Raw genomic sequence first — 16676 nt, 5'->3', positions numbered from 1 at the left:
AGGTATACCAAACACTTTTGTCACTTTTTAACTTTTCATTAGTACCGGGAATCTTTCTACAATCCTAGTTTTGTAAGGAATTAGAAAAAAGTAAGGAATTTATTACAATCTATGGATACAACACTACGCTCCAAATTAAGTGTGCTATTTTTATGTTTTGCAGTAGTTTCTTTTTCCCAGGATAAAAAAGAAATTACGGCTGAAAGAATTGCTACCCCTCCAAAAATTGATGGTATTCTAGATGACGATGTCTGGCAAAACTTACCTGCCTATGGTGACTTCAACATGTGGCAACCAGGTAATGAAGGTGAAGTTCCCGAAAATTTAAAGTCTGAAGTAAAAATGGCTTATGATAATAAAGCTGTTTATTTTGCGGCCTACTTATATGATGATAAGCCTGATGAAATTCTTAGACAATTTAGCCAGAGAGATAATGTGTTTGTACAGGCAGATTTCTTTAGTATTGCCATAAATACCTATAATGATGGCATTAATGAAACTCGTTTTTTTATCACAAGTGCAGGAACAATTGGAGATGCCAGAGCAGATCAGTTTAACGAAGACTTCAGCTATAATGTGGTTTTCGATGCCAAGGTTTCCTATGATGATAAAGGTTGGTATGCAGAGTTTAAAATCCCATATAATGCGCTACGGTTTCCAGAAATCGAAGTACAGGATTGGAGCATTAATTTTTACCGAAGATTGCAAAAACGTAACCAAACACACACCTGGAACTTCATAAATAGAGAAATTGGCCAACAAACCCAATACAATGGTTTGGTGAGAGGGGTTAAGAACATTAACCCTCCGGTTAGACTTACTTTTTTCCCATTTTTACAAGGTTTAGTTGCTACAGAAGACGGCAATACTGAAACCGATTTTAGTGCAGGTATGGATGTGAAATATGGATTAAGTGACAGTTTTACTTTGGATGCTACGTTAATTCCAGATTTTGGACAGGCAGCTTTTGATGAAGTACGACTTAATTTAGGGCCTTTTGAACAAACTTTTGGCGAAAACAGACAGTTTTTTACAGAAGGTACCGAGCTCTTTAATAAAGGTGATATCTTTTTCTCTAGAAGAGTTGGGAACGGACCTTCTACTTCTATATCTGATGATGATCTTGAAGAGAATGAGGTTGCCGAAGATAACCCCTCAAAAGTAAATTTGCTCAATGCTTTAAAAATCTCTGGTAGAACCAAAGGAAATTTGGGTATAGGAGTATTTAATGCGATTACCGAAAAAACAGAGGTTGCTATTACAGACACTATAAATGGTACGGTTAGAAAAGAAACTGTAGAGCCTATAACCAATTACAATATTTTTGTACTTGATCAACAGTTTAACAAAAACTCTTCGGTCTCATTAATAAACACCAGCGTAATACGAAGTGGTAGTGATTTTAGAGATGCAAATGCTACAGGTTTAGTATGGAACCTGGCAAATAAAGCCAACTCCTACAGATTTACAGGTAGAACTATTGTAAGTCAGTTAAATTTACCAGACGATAACGTTGCTGGATTTGCTACTGAAATTGACTTTGACAGGATAAAAGGTAAGATACGATACGGATTTGGTTACGATTTAGCCAATAAAACCTATGACGTAAATGATTTAGGTGTTAATTTCAGAAATAACTTCAACAATTTCAGAGTGAATATGTCCTATCAAATTTTTGAACCCAAAGGAATATTCAATAATTATAGAATCAATGTTTTTGCCCGGCACAGAAGGCTCTATGACCCTAGTGTACAAACACAAAATACGATAGGTGCAGATTGGTTTTTTGTAACGCGAGAGCGCTTTGCCTTTGGAGGTTTCTCTAGTTATAATTCTGATACCGATAATTATTTTGAACCAAGAGTAGATGGAAGATTCGTGACTTACAGCGAAAATCTGGGAGGAAATATGTGGATTTCATCTGATTTTAGAAAGAAATTTGCCTTAGACCTAAGGGCCTTCTATAGAAACTGGTTTGCAGATCCTCAACAAAATTATGGTATAAATATCTCTCCTAGATACCGATTCTCTGATAAACTTTTGGTTATCTGGAGCACCGACTATTCTTTTAGAGAAAAGACATTTGGGTATATTGATAATGATGATAATGATGTCTTTTTGGGACAAAGGGATATTACCACCATAGAGAATTCTATAAATGCGAGTTATAATTTTGACCCTTACAAGGCCATAAATTTGAGGTTTAGAAACTTTTGGAGTACGGCAGACTATTCTGAAGATACCTTCTTTGTTCTTAATGAAGATGGTACCAGAAGTCAGATAGATTATGATACTTCAGAAAATGATCCGAATAGAAACTTTAATATCTGGAATCTTGACTTAAGCTTTAACTGGAGGTTTGCTCCAGGTAGTGAAGCGACTCTACTCTATCGCAATCAGATCTTTAATGAAGATGAATTCTCAACGCTAAATTATACAGACAGTTTAGACAATCTTTTTAATCAGCCCATACAGCATACGTTGTCTTTACGAATCGTTTATTTCTTAGATGTGAATAATTTAAAACGTTCTTCCAAGGGATAATCTTGGCGATTGATAGGATATTGATTACTTTCACTGCTTGTAAGTAAATAATACATGATTAAAGCAAATAACATTCATAAAAATTATGGAGATTTACATGTCCTAAAAGGTGTTAATCTTCATATAAAAAAAGGTGAAATTGTTTCTATTGTTGGTGCTTCTGGAGCTGGTAAAACTACACTTTTACAAATCCTGGGTACTCTAGACAAACCGGATATACAAGAAGGTTCCTCTTTGATCATTAATGAAACAGATATTTTTGAGCTTCAGACAGAAGAAAACGAAAATCAAAAATCTAAAACAAATTCAAATTTACTTTATTTTTCTCTTTTGGTTTATGTAATTTTCCTACCTATTTCATGGTTTATTTCTCCGGATATCATAGACGATTATGTTAAAACAGTGGTTAGAATTTTACTTTTGATTCCGGTTTTGTTTTTTGGCATACGAAAATTTTTAAGAAAAAATAAAAGAGATAAAGGTCTGTCTATCTTTAGAAACGAGCAATTAGGCTTTATTTTTCAATTTCATCAATTATTACCAGAATTTACTGCAGTAGAAAATGTATGTATTCCGGCGCTAATTAAAAAAACATCAAAGGCAAAAGCAGAAAAAAGAGCGAAAGAGCTTTTGGACTTTTTAGGTTTGTCTCATCGTTATGATCACAAACCAAGTGAACTCTCTGGAGGAGAACAACAACGAGTAGCTGTAGCCAGAGCTTTAATTAATGACCCAAAAATTATTTTTGCAGATGAACCATCGGGTAATTTGGATAGTGAAGCTGCCGAGAATCTTCATAAATTATTTTTTAAGCTTAGAGATGAATTTGGACAAACATTTGTTATTGTAACCCACAATAAGGAGCTTGCAGATATGGCAGATCGTAAATTAGTTATGGTAGATGGTAATATAATTAACCAGGAAAAAGATACGTGAAAAAAATAGCCAAAGCTGAGCTTAAAGATTTTCTAGACGAAAAAGCGGCTTTTTATGAACAACCAAAGTTTATAGAAACCGATCCAATACAAATTCCTCATTTATACTCAACAAAAGAAGATATAGAGATTTCGGGGTTCCTTACCGCAACAATTTCATGGGGAAATAGAAAGAGTATTCTCACCAATGCCCATAAACTTATGAATCTATTGGGTAATACTCCTTATGATTTTGTAATGAATCATACCGAGGAAGATATAGAAAAACTGAATGGCTTTGTTCATAGAACGTTTAATCATAATGATCTATCTTATTTTATTATAGCACTACGTAATTTGTATCAAAATTATGGGGATATGGAAGCTTTTTATACACGTTATGCAGATAAAGAGAATTTGCAACATGCTATTCACGAATTTAAAAAAGAATTCTTTTCTCTTCCACACCCTGCAAGAACTCAAAAACATGTAAGTGATCCTCTTAAAAACTCTGCCGCTAAAAGAATTAACATGTTTCTAAGATGGATGGTACGTAATAAAAAAGCTGGTGTAGATCTTGGGATTTGGAACAGTATTTCTCCGTCCAAACTCTCCTGTCCCCTGGATGTACACTCTGGAAACGTGGCCAGAAAATTAGGATTACTAAAAAGAAAACAAAATGATGGTAAGGCCCTAGCTGAACTTGATAACAACTTGAGAATTTTAGACCCCATAGATCCCGTAAAATACGATTATGCCCTTTTTGGCTTAGGCGTATTCGAAAAATTCTAGGTACGGACTAAAAATAGGTCCAAAAAATCATAAAAATTTATTAATTCACTATTCTTTAAGTAGATATAATGTTAGCAAGTCTTTAATTTATCGTCTAATTTTACGTTATCATAAGAATATCAATTCATTTAATAAGATAAACTTATGATTGGCATAATGATTGCATTTGTAGATCATTTATTTTTGAATTAAATAAGGAATACAAGATGATAGCCCCTAAAATTCCGACAAATGAATTTCAAAGGCAAAAAGCTGTTGAAAAATATGGCCTTTTAGATACTTTGCCTGAGGAAAGTTTCGATAGCATTACCAGATTAATAAGTTATATCTGTAATGTTCCTATAGCATTAATTACATTGTTAGATAACGACCGTAATTTCTTAAAATCTCACCATGGTATTCCTTTTAACGAATCCCCCAGAGAAATTTCTTTTTGTGGCCATGCTATAAATTCCGAAGAGCCGATTATGATTGTAGAAGATTCCCGTAAAGATGAAAGGTTTCATGACAACCCTTTGGTAGAAGAACATGGTGCAATTTTCTATGCTGGAGTTCCTCTGGAAAATAATGACGGATTTAAACTTGGAACCTTATGTATTTATGACAATAAACCCAGAAAATTAGATGATGGGCAAATTAGTGCTATGATAGATCTTTCGAAGCAAGTGATGAATCTATATGAGCAAAAATATAATAATATTCAACTCAAAAAATTTCACACGCGTTTACAAGAACGCAATGAAAATCTGAGAAAGTTCGCAAGCGTAGTGTCTCATGATTTAAAATCTCCTCTATCAAACATCGTAATGTTGACCGAACTCCTGAAAGAAGAGAATAAAGGTAATTTAAACCAAGAGTCTGAACAGTATTTAAATTACTTGAGAACATCGTCATTATCTCTACGTGATTATATTGATGGCCTTTTACAATTTTATAAAAGTGATCGAACTATAGACAAAGGCAAAGAGGAAATTGATTTAAAATCCTTCTTTGAAAATATAAAAGAACTAAGTACAGCTGGTTCTGAGGTGAATTTTCAATATCCTGAGACCTCAAAAATCATTAGAGTCAACAAAATTGCTCTAGAACAGGTGTTTCTCAATTTGGTTACCAATGCTGTAAAGTACAATTCAAAGGACTTTATAGAAATAACTATTAGCTTTCAGGAAACCGGTAGTCATTATATCTTTTCTGTAAAAGATAATGGAAACGGAATCTCTGAAAATGATAAATCAAAGATTTTTGATCTATTTACTACTTTAGGTAAAGAAGACCGTGAAGGTAATATAGGCAGTGGTATAGGCTTAGCTACGGTAAAAAAGTTAATCACTTCTATGGAGGGAGATATTCATATTGACTCCGAAATTGGCATAGGTAGCGAATTTAGATTTTCGGTTTGTAAAGGGTAAAAGTTTCTCTTTACTAGGATCAAAATAACTAAGTTCAACAAAATCAGGCTTCAAAAGCCAATAAGTATTGTATTATGTTTAGACTCATTCTAAAGAGTAATGATTCCTTTACATTCTAAACATTGGGATGATATTTCTTTAATAAACATTAAACATGGTGGTAAAGTTGTTCAGGTGCACCTTGAACTAAATTTGTGAAAACAAAAAAAACTCACACAACCATGAAAAATCAGTTTATAATTGCTGCTCTTGCATCAGCGTTTGTTGTTGCATCCTGTGATGTTGATGACTTTACAGGTAACCCTAAACCTCCTACAGGAGACATTGAATTCAAAAACCACTCTATTTCTCCTGTTTTATTAGAAAAGACTCCAGAATTTTCTGATGTCGAAATTTATAATATCCTTTCTTCAGAGGATACGTATATACCTAACTTTACTTATGGTTCTATGGCAGATGGTGCCGGATTACTACGTAATAAGAATGGTACATTCTCTTTAATTAACAATATCGAAGCAGATTATTCTGTAGCAAGAATCACTTTAGACAAAACTTTCAAGCCTGTAGAAGGAGAACATATTCTTAATGCGGTAGCAACAGCAAATACAGCGCAATGTTCTGGTTCTATGATCACTCCTAAAGAACATGGTTTTGGTCCTCTTTACCTTTCTGGTGGAGAATGGGGAGGAAACTCAAAAGGAGTTTTTGCAACCGATCCTTACAGAGATGCATCAGAGGCTTCTGCACCTAGAATGTTACCCGCAATGGGGCAATGGTCTACAGAAAATGCTGTAGCGCTTCATATGCGTGCTTATCCTGGTAAAACTGTAGTATTTATTGGTGATGACAATAGTAATAATGAAATTCCTTCAGGGCAACTAGGAATGTATGTTGGAAGACATGGAGACTTAGAAAACGGAAAATTATACGGTCTTAAAGTTACTTCACCAGATGTAACTTATGAGGTAGACATGAAAGAAGGTGTAGCCTATGACATGGAGTTCGTAGAACTAAAAGAAAGAGATATCGATTTACTTGATGCGGAAGCAAAAGAAAAAGGAGTAATGGGATTCTCTAGATTAGAAGATTTAGACTGGAGAAGAGGTTCTAGAAAGAACATGCAAGAACTATACTTTGCAGTTACGGGAAGAGAAAAAGATGGTTTAATCGGAAAAGGTACTTTAGCAGGAAGAATCTACAAAGTGATTTTAAACCCTAGAAACCCATCTGGACCTGGTAAAATTGTTTGCGTACTTGACGGAGATGTTGAAGGAGGAAAAGCTGAAGCTTTCCATAGCCCAGATAACATCTTAGTGACAGAAAACTACGCATACATTCAGGAAGATCCTAACGGAATTTCTAAGCCAGCTGCCAACCACTATGCAAGATTATATCAATATGATCTAAATACTGGGGCATTAAAAACTGTACTAGAGTGTGATCAGTTAAAAGCTGCTTCATTAGGTTACGGACCAGCAGATAGAACCTGGGAAATCACTGGAATGATCGATATTTCTGAAACCATCGGAGTTGATGAAACTTTCTTACTTATCACTCAAAACCACGGGTGGGAAAGAGAAGATGGAACTCCATTTACAGACCCTACAGCAAACCCTGACTTGGCAAATAGCCGTAAGGAAGGAAGTATGTTATATGTAGTAAGAGGATTAGAGAGATAATATATGATCAATAATCATCTATCAAGATATACCAAAGGGGCTTATTTTATAATAAGCCTCTTTGGTGTTTTATCTATTTCATCTTGTTCAAGGAATAAAGGTGAAAAAGCAGTAGTAAATGCAGAGTTGCCATATACCGTACAAATGAAAGAGCAATTCAACACTGATATATTATTGGCGATTAATTATCTGGACAGTATTTCTAAAAATACCGAGCGAGCAAAGGACTTTTACCTACAATCCAGAAAGTATTTTAAGAAAATCGAGCCAGTCCTCTCCTCTATTGATGTCGAAAATTATGGTTTTTTAAATCAGCCAAATATTTTAAAAATTGAAGAAGAAGATTTTACTGATATAAAAATTAAAAACCCAAGTGGATATCAAGTATTAGAAGAAGAAATCTATGCCGACAAAATGGATGCTGCCATAGTTAAAAAACATGCAGACCTAATGCTAAACAGACTCATATTGGTAAAAAGTAACACCAATTTCAGCCATTTAAAACCATATCACTTCTTGTGGATATTTAGAAAAGCTTTTATAAGAGTTGCATTAACCGGTATTACAGGTTTTGATTCTCCAATGCTGGAAAACTCTCTTGAAGAATCAAGAATCGTCTACAACAGTCTTAAACAATCTCTTGCTATCTACAAAAGTGAATTTAAAGACCCTAAGTTATTCGAACAATGGAATAACGAAATAGAAGCTACCATAGCAGATTTATCAGGAGATTTTAACACGTTTGATCGGTATGATTTTATAAAAAACCATACTCACAAACAATTAGGTCTATGGAACCAAACTGTAAGCAACTGGAATGTTAGTTTTCCTTTTGAATTAGCCATAAAAAATAATGCTACATCCTTATTCTCTGACCAAACATTTAATCTAGCTTATTTTTCAGATAGAAATTCCGGAAAAATAACCCCTGAAAAAATAGACCTCGGTGAAAAACTGTTTTATGATGCAAATCTTTCTTCGAATAAGAAAATGAGTTGTGCTACCTGTCATCACCCCGATAAGGCGTTTACCGATGGCCTTAAAATTGGAGCAGGTGTCACTCGTAATACTCCTACTCTATTCTATGCAGGATTACAAAAAGCATTCTTTTATGATAAAAGAGCAGGAAGCTTGGAAGGACAAATAGTTTCTGTAGTAAAGAATGAAAACGAATTTCATACCGATTTAGAGACACTAAAAAAGGTAGTCTCCCAAGACAGTGTATATACCAAACAATTTGAAGAAGTTTTTAATACCAAAGACATCGGTAATGCTCACATTAGAAATGCCATTGCATCGTATGTGAGAAATCTAAACCCTTTTTCTTCAAAATTTGATCGAAATATAAACGATCTTGAAAACTCTTTATCTCAAAGTGAAATCAATGGTTTTAATCTGTTTAATGGAAAAGCAAAATGTGCAACCTGTCATTTTGCTCCGCTGTTTAATGGTACAGTTCCTCCAGATTATAAAGAGTCTGAAATCGAATTAATTGGTGTTCCTGATAAAAATGATACCATTAATGCTAAAATTAGTCCAGATTTAGGCAGATATTATGTTTATAATACCCCAGAACGAAAACACTTTTTCAAAACGTCTACAGTAAGAAATGCAAGCAAAACAGCACCCTATATGCATAATGGAGTTTATACTACTCTTGAAGAAGTTGTCGATTTTTATAATCGCGGAGGTGGATCTGGAATTGGTATCGAACAGGAATATCAAACATTGCCTCCTGACCATTTAAATTTAACCGATCAGGAACTGCAAGATATTATTGCTTTTATGAGATCTTTAGAGGATCAAAATCTTGACAATTCGCCAGATTTGGCTATCAAAAACTAACTAAGTTTTTAATAAAAGCTATCATTCTAAGTTAGTTTAAAATTTAACCTCAATAAGTGATAACGTTAATAATATTATAAGATAAAATAGCGTTATCACTTATTTATAAGGGTTTATACCTTAAGCATTACTGTTAATACACAAAAATTAGCATATAAGCCAAATAATAGTATCATAATTGGTTAATTTTTGTTAATTTTATTAAGAATTGTTCGCACGCAAATCAATTCAACAATAAGAATGATATCACCTGCTTTACCCATAAATGAAAACTTTAGATTAGAGGCCCTAAGAGCATTAGATATTCTCGATACTGAAACCGAGAAAGAATTTGATGAGATTACAGCACTAGCTAATTTTATTTGCGATACTGAAGTAGCACTGATTTCTTTGGTTGATAGAGATCGCCAATGGTTTAAATCTAAAAACGGAGTGGAAATTTGTGAGACACCACGTAACAACTCTCTTTGCTCTCATGCGATACTTAATCCAGAACAACCTCTTATCGTAAAAGATACTAGAAAAGATGAACGATTTAATAAAGATGTCATTCGATTAGAAGATAAACCTGTCATTTTTTATGCAGGGATTCCTCTGGTAGACAAAAATGGATTTGCCCTAGGAACTTTATGCGTGATGGATTGTGAACCTAGAGAATTATCTCAAAAGCAGTTGGAATCTCTTAACTCCCTGGCTAAACAAGTCACTATTCTTTTTGAACTCAATAAAAAGAATAATGACCTAGAAAAGGTTCAACAAAAATTAAAAAAGAGGAATGAGTCATTAAGAGAGTTTGCAAGGGTTATTTCTCATGATTTAAAAATGCCTCTTGCCAATATTATAACGACTACTGATCTTTTAAAACTTTTGCTTGGTAAAAAACTAGACAAAGAGAGTATGGAATATTTTGAATATATCAAAACATCCTCTTTTTCTATGAGTAGCTACATTAATGATGTACTGGATCATTATGAAAGTGAAAATTTACTTAAAAATAAACCAGAAGAATTCGAATTAAATGTATTGCTACAGGAAATCGTTGATTTATTAAGTATTAAACCAGATTTCAATATTACATTTCCAGAGAACAATCCTTTAATTCAATGTAATAAATCTGCATTAAAGCAAATCTTCTTCAATTTAATCGGAAATAGTATTAAATATAATGATAAAGACCAAATCATTATTTCGATAGAAACGTCTCAAGACGATAAATACTACTATTTTAGAATTACCGATAACGGCATGGGAATTCCAAACGATAAGATTGAAACTATATTCGACCTATTCACAACCGCGGGTATAGCAGATAGAAGTGGTAACAAAGGAAATGGTATTGGTCTATCTACCGTTAAAAAGATTGTGGAGAAACTTGGAGGTACTATTGGTGTGACCTCTGAAGAAAAAATCCAGACTACCTTCCATTTTAGTATTAAAAGAGGTTAAGTTTTTATTGGCTTACTACTGCACAGGCCTCTGCACATTTTTCACCATCTATTGCCGCAGAAATAATACCTCCGGCATACCCTGCTCCTTCTCCACAAGGATATAATCCTTTAATTTGAGGATGTTCTAAAGTTTTTCTATCCCTTGGTATTCTAACAGGTGATGAAGTTCGGGATTCTGGGGCATGAGCTACTGCCTCATTCGTTAGATATCCCCTCATACTCTTATCAAAAGCTTGAAACCCGTTTTTGAGAATGTCATGAATAAACTTTGGGAATACCGTTCCCATATCGGTGGCTGTTAGCCCTGGTTTATAGGAAGTTTCGGGAAGATCTATAGAAACATTCCCTTGTACTAAATCTACCAATCGTTGTGCAGGCACTCGTTGCGTTTCTCCTGCAACATGCCATGCTTTTTGTTCTATACTTTTTTGAAAATACATTCCGGCTAGTGGTCCATATGATGAAAAATCTTTAAAGTCTTCTATTTTCAATTCTACCACAATACCGCTATTAGCCGTAGGTTGATCTCGTTTAGAAGGCGACCAACCATTGGTAACTACTTCTCCCGGACTAGTAGCACATGGAGCTATAACACCTCCCGGGCACATACAAAATGAATACATGCCTCTACCGTTCACTTGTTTTACAATACTATAAGGAGATGGAGGTAGATATGGTCCTCTACTTTTACAAGAATATTGTATTTGATCTATTAATTGTTGCGAATGTTCAACCCTTACCCCTAAAGCAAAGGGTTTTGCTTCAATACTGATGCTTTTACGATACAATAGTTCAAAAATGTCCCTTGCAGAATGCCCTGTTGCCAGTATCACTCTTTTGGCAGCAATAGAACTCCCATTATCCAAAATCACCTCATTGATTTGGGAATTTTTTATTCCAAAATCAACTACACGAGTGTTAAAATGTACTTCTCCCCCATGTTCTATGATTTTTTCTCGAATTGAGGCTATAATGCCGGGTAATTTATTCGTTCCAATATGGGGATGAGCTTCTACCAAAATTTGATCTGTAGCACCAAAACCTACCAAAAGCTCAAGAATTCGTCGTACATCTCCTCTTTTTTTAGATCGAGTATATAATTTTCCATCACTATAGGTACCTGCACCTCCTTCACCAAAACAATAATTAGAATCAGGATCAACAACATGATCTCTATTTATAGCTTTTAAATCCCTTCTTCTTGCTCGCACGTCTTTTCCACGCTCCAGAATAATAGGTTTACATCCTAACTCTATACAGCGTAATGCTGCAAACAAACCTGCCGGTCCTGCACCAATGATCACAACCTCTGGGGCATTTGTTACGTTAGGATATACAGGTAATTCAATAGGAGATTCAACAAAAGGTTCTTGCACATAAACCTTAACTTTTAAGTTAATTTTTATAGCTCTTTGCCTGGCGTCTATAGATTTTTTTAAAATTTGAAGGTGAGTTATTTGATCAACCTCAATCGCATTTCGCTTGGCAATAGTTTTCTTTAATTGCGAATCGTTAGCCGCAATTTCTGGAGATACTTGTATGGTAAATTCGTGTTGCAAAGTAATCTTATTATTTTTTAAGATTTCAGCGAATATACAACATTATACCCTTCTGCAAAGTCTGGTCAAAAACACATTTTACAAGAGTGTAAAGTACCGAAAATACAGTAACTTTTTATTAGTTTAACCTTTTGTTAAGGTATTTGTCCCTATATTTGGATTAAACAAACCTTAAATTTACAATTATGAAAAAGCTATTTTTATTAGCGATTGCCGTAATCGGATTCACGCTTACCTCTAATGCTCAAGACATTAAATTTGGTTTCAAAGGTGGTGTGAACTTTGCAACACTTAATGGTGATGATGTAAATGATAACCTAGATGGAAGAACTGGTTATCACATCGGAGCTGTAGCTCAAATTAGTTTAATGGAAACTATTGCTATTCAACCTGAGCTTATTTACTCTGCACAGGGAATTGAAGATACAGACATCGACTATTTGAATCTTCCTGTTTTATTCAAACTTAAGTTTGCTGGTATTGCTAGTGTTGAAGCTGGACCACAGTTTGGATTTGTAGTAAACGACAATTTCGAAGTTGGTGAACCTGAAAGCTTTGATTTAAGTGGTGCTGTTGGTGCTGGAGTTGAATTTGGCGGATTTTTCGGACAGATTCGTTACAACTTTGGTTTAACAGACGTTATAGATGATGTAGAAGCTAAAAACTCTGCATTCCAGATTTCTGTAGGATATTATATTTTCTAAGAAAACAATAAATAATAAGTTGAAGCGGAAGTTATACTTCCGCTTTTTTTATGATGAATATTAAAATTCGTTAAAGCAAAATATGAATTCATAAATCTTATAGTATATTTGAAAAACTCTAAATACGAATGCAGTTTAAACACCCAGAATTCCTTTATGCTCTTTTTGCTTTAATCATTCCAATTCTGGTGCATTTATTTCAATTAAGGCGTTTCCAAAAGGTTGATTTTACAAACGTAGAATTTTTAAAAGCGGTTACTATACAAACTCGCAAAAGTTCCCAACTTAAAAAATGGCTTACCTTAATTACACGATTATTAATTCTTGCCGCAATTATTATTGCTTTTGCCCAACCTTATTCTGCTCAAGAGGATGTTGTGGGGAAACGCAGTGAAACGGTAATATACTTAGACAATTCTTTTAGTATGCAGGCCAAAGGATCCAAAGGGCCTTTGTTGAAACGAGCTGTACAGGAAATTTTAAATGACATTCCAGAAGAAGAAACATTTTCCCTCTTTACCAATACTGAAACCTTTACTAACATCTCAAAAAAAGATATTCAAAATGATTTGCTTCAACTAGAGTATTCTTCTAAACAAATACCCTACAACGCAGCTTATCTTAAAGCAAAACAGTTATTAAAGAATGATCCGGAAACTATCAAAAGGGTTATTATGGTTTCTGACTTTCAACAGAAAAAGGATGCTTTTTCTATACCTGCCGATACCCAGACCAAAACACATTTGGTACATCTGGAACCCGTTAGCAAGCAAAACATTGCTATAGACAGCCTATATTTACATAAAAACTCTGATAATGAGCTTAAGTTAAAAGTACTACTTAGTAATACAGACACCAATGCACAAAATATCTCTGTTGCATTATATAACGATGATAAGCTTATTGCAAAAACGGCAGTCTCTATACCAGAAAATGATAATGCACCAACTGAATTTCATATTCAGGAAAACACCAAAATCAATGGCCGTGTTACCATCGAAGATCCTGGTATTACCTTCGACAACTCTAGATATTTCACTATTAACACTCCTGACAAAATAAAGGTAGTAGCCATTAATGAATCGAACGATAGTTTCTTAAAAAACATTTTCACACCAGATGAATTTACCCTTATAAGTAATTCTTTAGAATCACTAAACTATAATGATATCGCGACAGCAAACCTTGTTATTTTTAATGAAATTAAGGAAATTCCTATATCGCTTATCAATACAATTAAGCCCTTTGTAGAACAAGGAGGTAGCGTTTGTTTTATTCCTTCAAATGAAGGAAATCTAAATTCTTATCAGCAGTTTATAAACTCTTTTTCTTCTCAGGTGTTACTCGCAAAAATTGATCAGGAGAAAAAAATCACCAACATAAACTTTTCTCACCCACTGTTTGTAGGTGTTTTTGACAAGCAAGTGAGTAACTTCCAATACCCAAAGGTGAATAGTTTATATGAGGCAAATGCTTCCAACATTATACTCTCTTATGAAGATAATAGTCCTTTCCTATATAAAACAGGAAGTATCTATTCATTTACAGCTGCTTTAAACAATGAAAATTCAAATTTCAAAAACTCTCCCCTTATCGTACCTGTCTTGTACAACATTGGGAAGCAAAGTTTACAATTAACCGATATATCCTACACCATTGGAAGCGTTAACACTTATGATGTTCCCGTATCATTGGGGCAAGATGGTATATTAACTCTTGTCTCTGAAAAAGAAAGTGTTATCCCATTACAACAAAGCTTATCTACCAAAGTGCGAATTACAACAAATGAAGTACCTACTACTTCAGGAATTTATAGTTTACAAGATAAAAACAAAGTAATTCAACATGTAAGCTATAACTATGATAGCTCTGAAAGTAATTTGCAATATTATAATCTTTCTTCTACCAATAATTATGAGGTTAGTGAATCTGTTTCTGATCTTATGAGTCAAATAAAAGAAGAGACAAGTGTGAATGAACTTTGGAAATGGTTTGTTATTTTTGCGCTGATATTTCTGCTAACCGAAATATTATTATTAAAATATCTGAAATGAACTTCTTACTAAAGGCTGCTACCATAATTGATCCTGCATCACCTTATCATGGTAAAACCGTTGACATTCTTATAGAAAACGGTACAATTACAAAAATTGAATCTAATATTACTTCAAACAGCGATGTTGAAGAAGTTATACTAGAAAACTTGCATGTTTCTCAAGGTTGGTTTGATAGTAGTGTAAGTTTTGGAGAGCCCGGTTATGAAGAACGAGAAACTATAGCACATGGTTTAGATGTAGCTGCTAAAAGTGGTTTTACTGGTGTTGCCCTGCAACCAAATACATTACCAGTAACAGATACCAGCTCCTCTGTAGGTTTTCTTATGGCAAAATCTCAAAATCATGCAGTGAACGTTTATCCAATAGGAGCATTGACCAACAAATCTGAAGGTATAGACATGGCAGAACTGTTCGATATGAAAAATGCTGGAGCAATTGCCTTTGGAGATTATAAAAAAGCGATCCAAAATCCTAATTTACTAAAGATCGCATTGCTATATGCACAGAATTTTGATGGACTTGTCCTCTCCTTCCCTCAGGAAAATAAAATTGCTGGTAAAGGAATGGTTAATGAGGAAGAACAAAGTACTTTTCTAGGGCTAAAAGGTATTCCTGCGATCGCTGAAACGCTGCAAATAGCAAGAGACTTATTTTTACTTGAATATACTGGAGGAAAACTACACATTCCTACGATTTCGACGGCAAAATCGATTGAACTTATACGGGAAGCTAAAGAAAAAGGGCTAAAAGTAAGTTGTAGTACTACAGTTCACAATGTAACCCTAACCGATTCAGAATTAGCAACTTTTGATACAGCATATAAAGTATTACCTCCGCTAAGAACACAAAAAGATGTAAATGCATTACTAGAAGGAATACATGATGGAACTATCGACATGGTTACTTCAGATCACTGTCCCATGGATATTGAACAGAAAAATGTTGAATTTGATAACGCCAGTTATGGTACAATTGGATTAGAAAGTGCATTTGGAGTATTGCAAAATGCTATTGGTTTAGAAAAAACCATACACGTCTTAACCAACGGTAAAACCATTTTTGGCATCAAACCTACCGAAATCGACACGGGTAACTTAGCCAATCTATCTTTATTTAATCCCGATGGCCACATGAATTTTGAACAACAGCATATTCTTTCTACCTCAAAGAATAGTGCTTTTACAAACAAACCTGTTAAAGGTTCTGTTTACGGAATTATATCAAACAACAAAATGATTATAAAATAATCTCAAGTTATCATAATCACTATATAAACAACTTTTAAACCATTTTACAACATGCAATCAGATTATGCAAAACAGGGAAAAACTCCAGCTATAGTAGCCTACATTACTATTGTGGGTACTATCATAGCCTATTTTATGAATAACGAGCATAAAAATCAATTTGCAAGTTTTCATATTAGGCAAGCTCTGGGTATCAATATTTCATTTTATGTAATTGGAGCAATGGTAACTTTTTTTGATTCATGGCCTATTTCCTCTGCATTTTACATTTTTATTTTTGTGCTTTGGGGGTTTGGATTAATTACTGCTTTTAAAGAAGAGCAAAAAACGGTTCCTATTCTCGGCCCCTACTTTCAAAAATGGTTTAGTAGTATTTGATAATATAAAAAATGCGAGCAAATTGCTCGCATTTTCATTTTTTTTATGGATTTGTTTTAGGACTCCACTTCAAAAAGTTAGGTTTAACTACCAACATAGC

At 34.1% G+C, this 16676-nt stretch carries 12 protein-coding genes; 11 read left to right on the top strand and 1 reads right to left on the bottom strand.

From position 1 onward, the window contains the following. Positions 1-111 precede the first annotated feature (111 nt). The 7 genes from M0D21_RS00060 to M0D21_RS00030 all read left to right on the top strand — a co-directional run bounded on the left by M0D21_RS00060 (position 112) and on the right by M0D21_RS00030 (position 10629). Positions 112-2544, top strand: coding sequence for a DUF5916 domain-containing protein (locus M0D21_RS00060; protein ID WP_248325322.1), 2433 nt, complete (start codon positions 112-114; stop codon positions 2542-2544). A gap of 54 nt (positions 2545-2598) precedes the next feature. Then, on the top strand, positions 2599-3480 hold the full coding sequence (locus M0D21_RS00055) for an ABC transporter ATP-binding protein (protein WP_248325321.1): 882 nt from the start codon (positions 2599-2601) through the stop codon (positions 3478-3480). Positions 3481-3485: 5 nt separating this feature from the next. Then, on the top strand, positions 3486-4250 hold the full coding sequence (locus M0D21_RS00050; RefSeq protein WP_248327245.1) for a TIGR02757 family protein: 765 nt from the start codon (positions 3486-3488) through the stop codon (positions 4248-4250). A 206-nt stretch (positions 4251-4456) separates the two neighbouring features. Then, positions 4457-5659, top strand: coding sequence for a sensor histidine kinase (locus M0D21_RS00045; RefSeq protein ID WP_248325319.1), 1203 nt, complete (start codon positions 4457-4459; stop codon positions 5657-5659). Between the two features lie 221 nt (positions 5660-5880). After that, positions 5881-7338: a PhoX family protein gene (locus M0D21_RS00040; protein ID WP_248325317.1), complete on the top strand. Its 1458-nt coding sequence runs from the start codon at positions 5881-5883 to the stop codon at positions 7336-7338. A gap of 3 nt (positions 7339-7341) precedes the next feature. After that, a complete protein-coding gene (locus M0D21_RS00035; RefSeq protein ID WP_248325315.1) occupies positions 7342-9183 on the top strand; it encodes a cytochrome-c peroxidase in 1842 nt (613 codons plus the stop codon). A gap of 240 nt (positions 9184-9423) precedes the next feature. Then, positions 9424-10629: a sensor histidine kinase gene (locus M0D21_RS00030; RefSeq protein ID WP_248325313.1), complete on the top strand. Its 1206-nt coding sequence runs from the start codon at positions 9424-9426 to the stop codon at positions 10627-10629. A gap of 4 nt (positions 10630-10633) precedes the next feature. Here M0D21_RS00030 and M0D21_RS00025 read toward each other — a convergent pair whose 3' ends face one another. Further along, a complete protein-coding gene (locus tag M0D21_RS00025; protein ID WP_248325311.1) occupies positions 10634-12190 on the bottom strand; it encodes an NAD(P)/FAD-dependent oxidoreductase in 1557 nt (518 codons plus the stop codon). 185 nt (positions 12191-12375) lie between these two features. Here M0D21_RS00025 and M0D21_RS00020 point away from each other — a divergent pair, with 185 nt between their 5' ends. From M0D21_RS00020 to M0D21_RS00005, 4 genes are all read left to right on the top strand, one after another. Beyond that, positions 12376-12894, top strand: a complete 519-nt coding sequence (locus M0D21_RS00020; protein WP_248325309.1) for a porin family protein — start codon at positions 12376-12378, stop codon at positions 12892-12894. Positions 12895-13022: 128 nt separating this feature from the next. Further along, a complete protein-coding gene (locus M0D21_RS00015) occupies positions 13023-14948 on the top strand; it encodes a vWA domain-containing protein (protein ID WP_248325307.1) in 1926 nt (641 codons plus the stop codon). Next, entirely contained in the window at positions 14945-16198 is a 1254-nt protein-coding gene (locus M0D21_RS00010; protein ID WP_248325305.1) for a dihydroorotase, read from the top strand. Before M0D21_RS00015 ends, M0D21_RS00010 begins: the two co-directional genes overlap by 4 nt. Before the next feature lie 51 nt (positions 16199-16249). Next, complete coding sequence (locus M0D21_RS00005) at positions 16250-16576, top strand: DUF4870 domain-containing protein (RefSeq protein WP_248325303.1); 327 nt, start codon at positions 16250-16252, stop codon at positions 16574-16576. The last annotated feature ends 100 nt before the right edge of the window (positions 16577-16676 follow it).

The sequence above is a fragment of the Aquimarina acroporae genome (assembly GCF_023195925.1).
GTDB classification, from domain to species: domain Bacteria; phylum Bacteroidota; class Bacteroidia; order Flavobacteriales; family Flavobacteriaceae; genus Aquimarina; species Aquimarina acroporae.
This window is presented reverse-complemented; position numbering and strand designations above follow the sequence as displayed.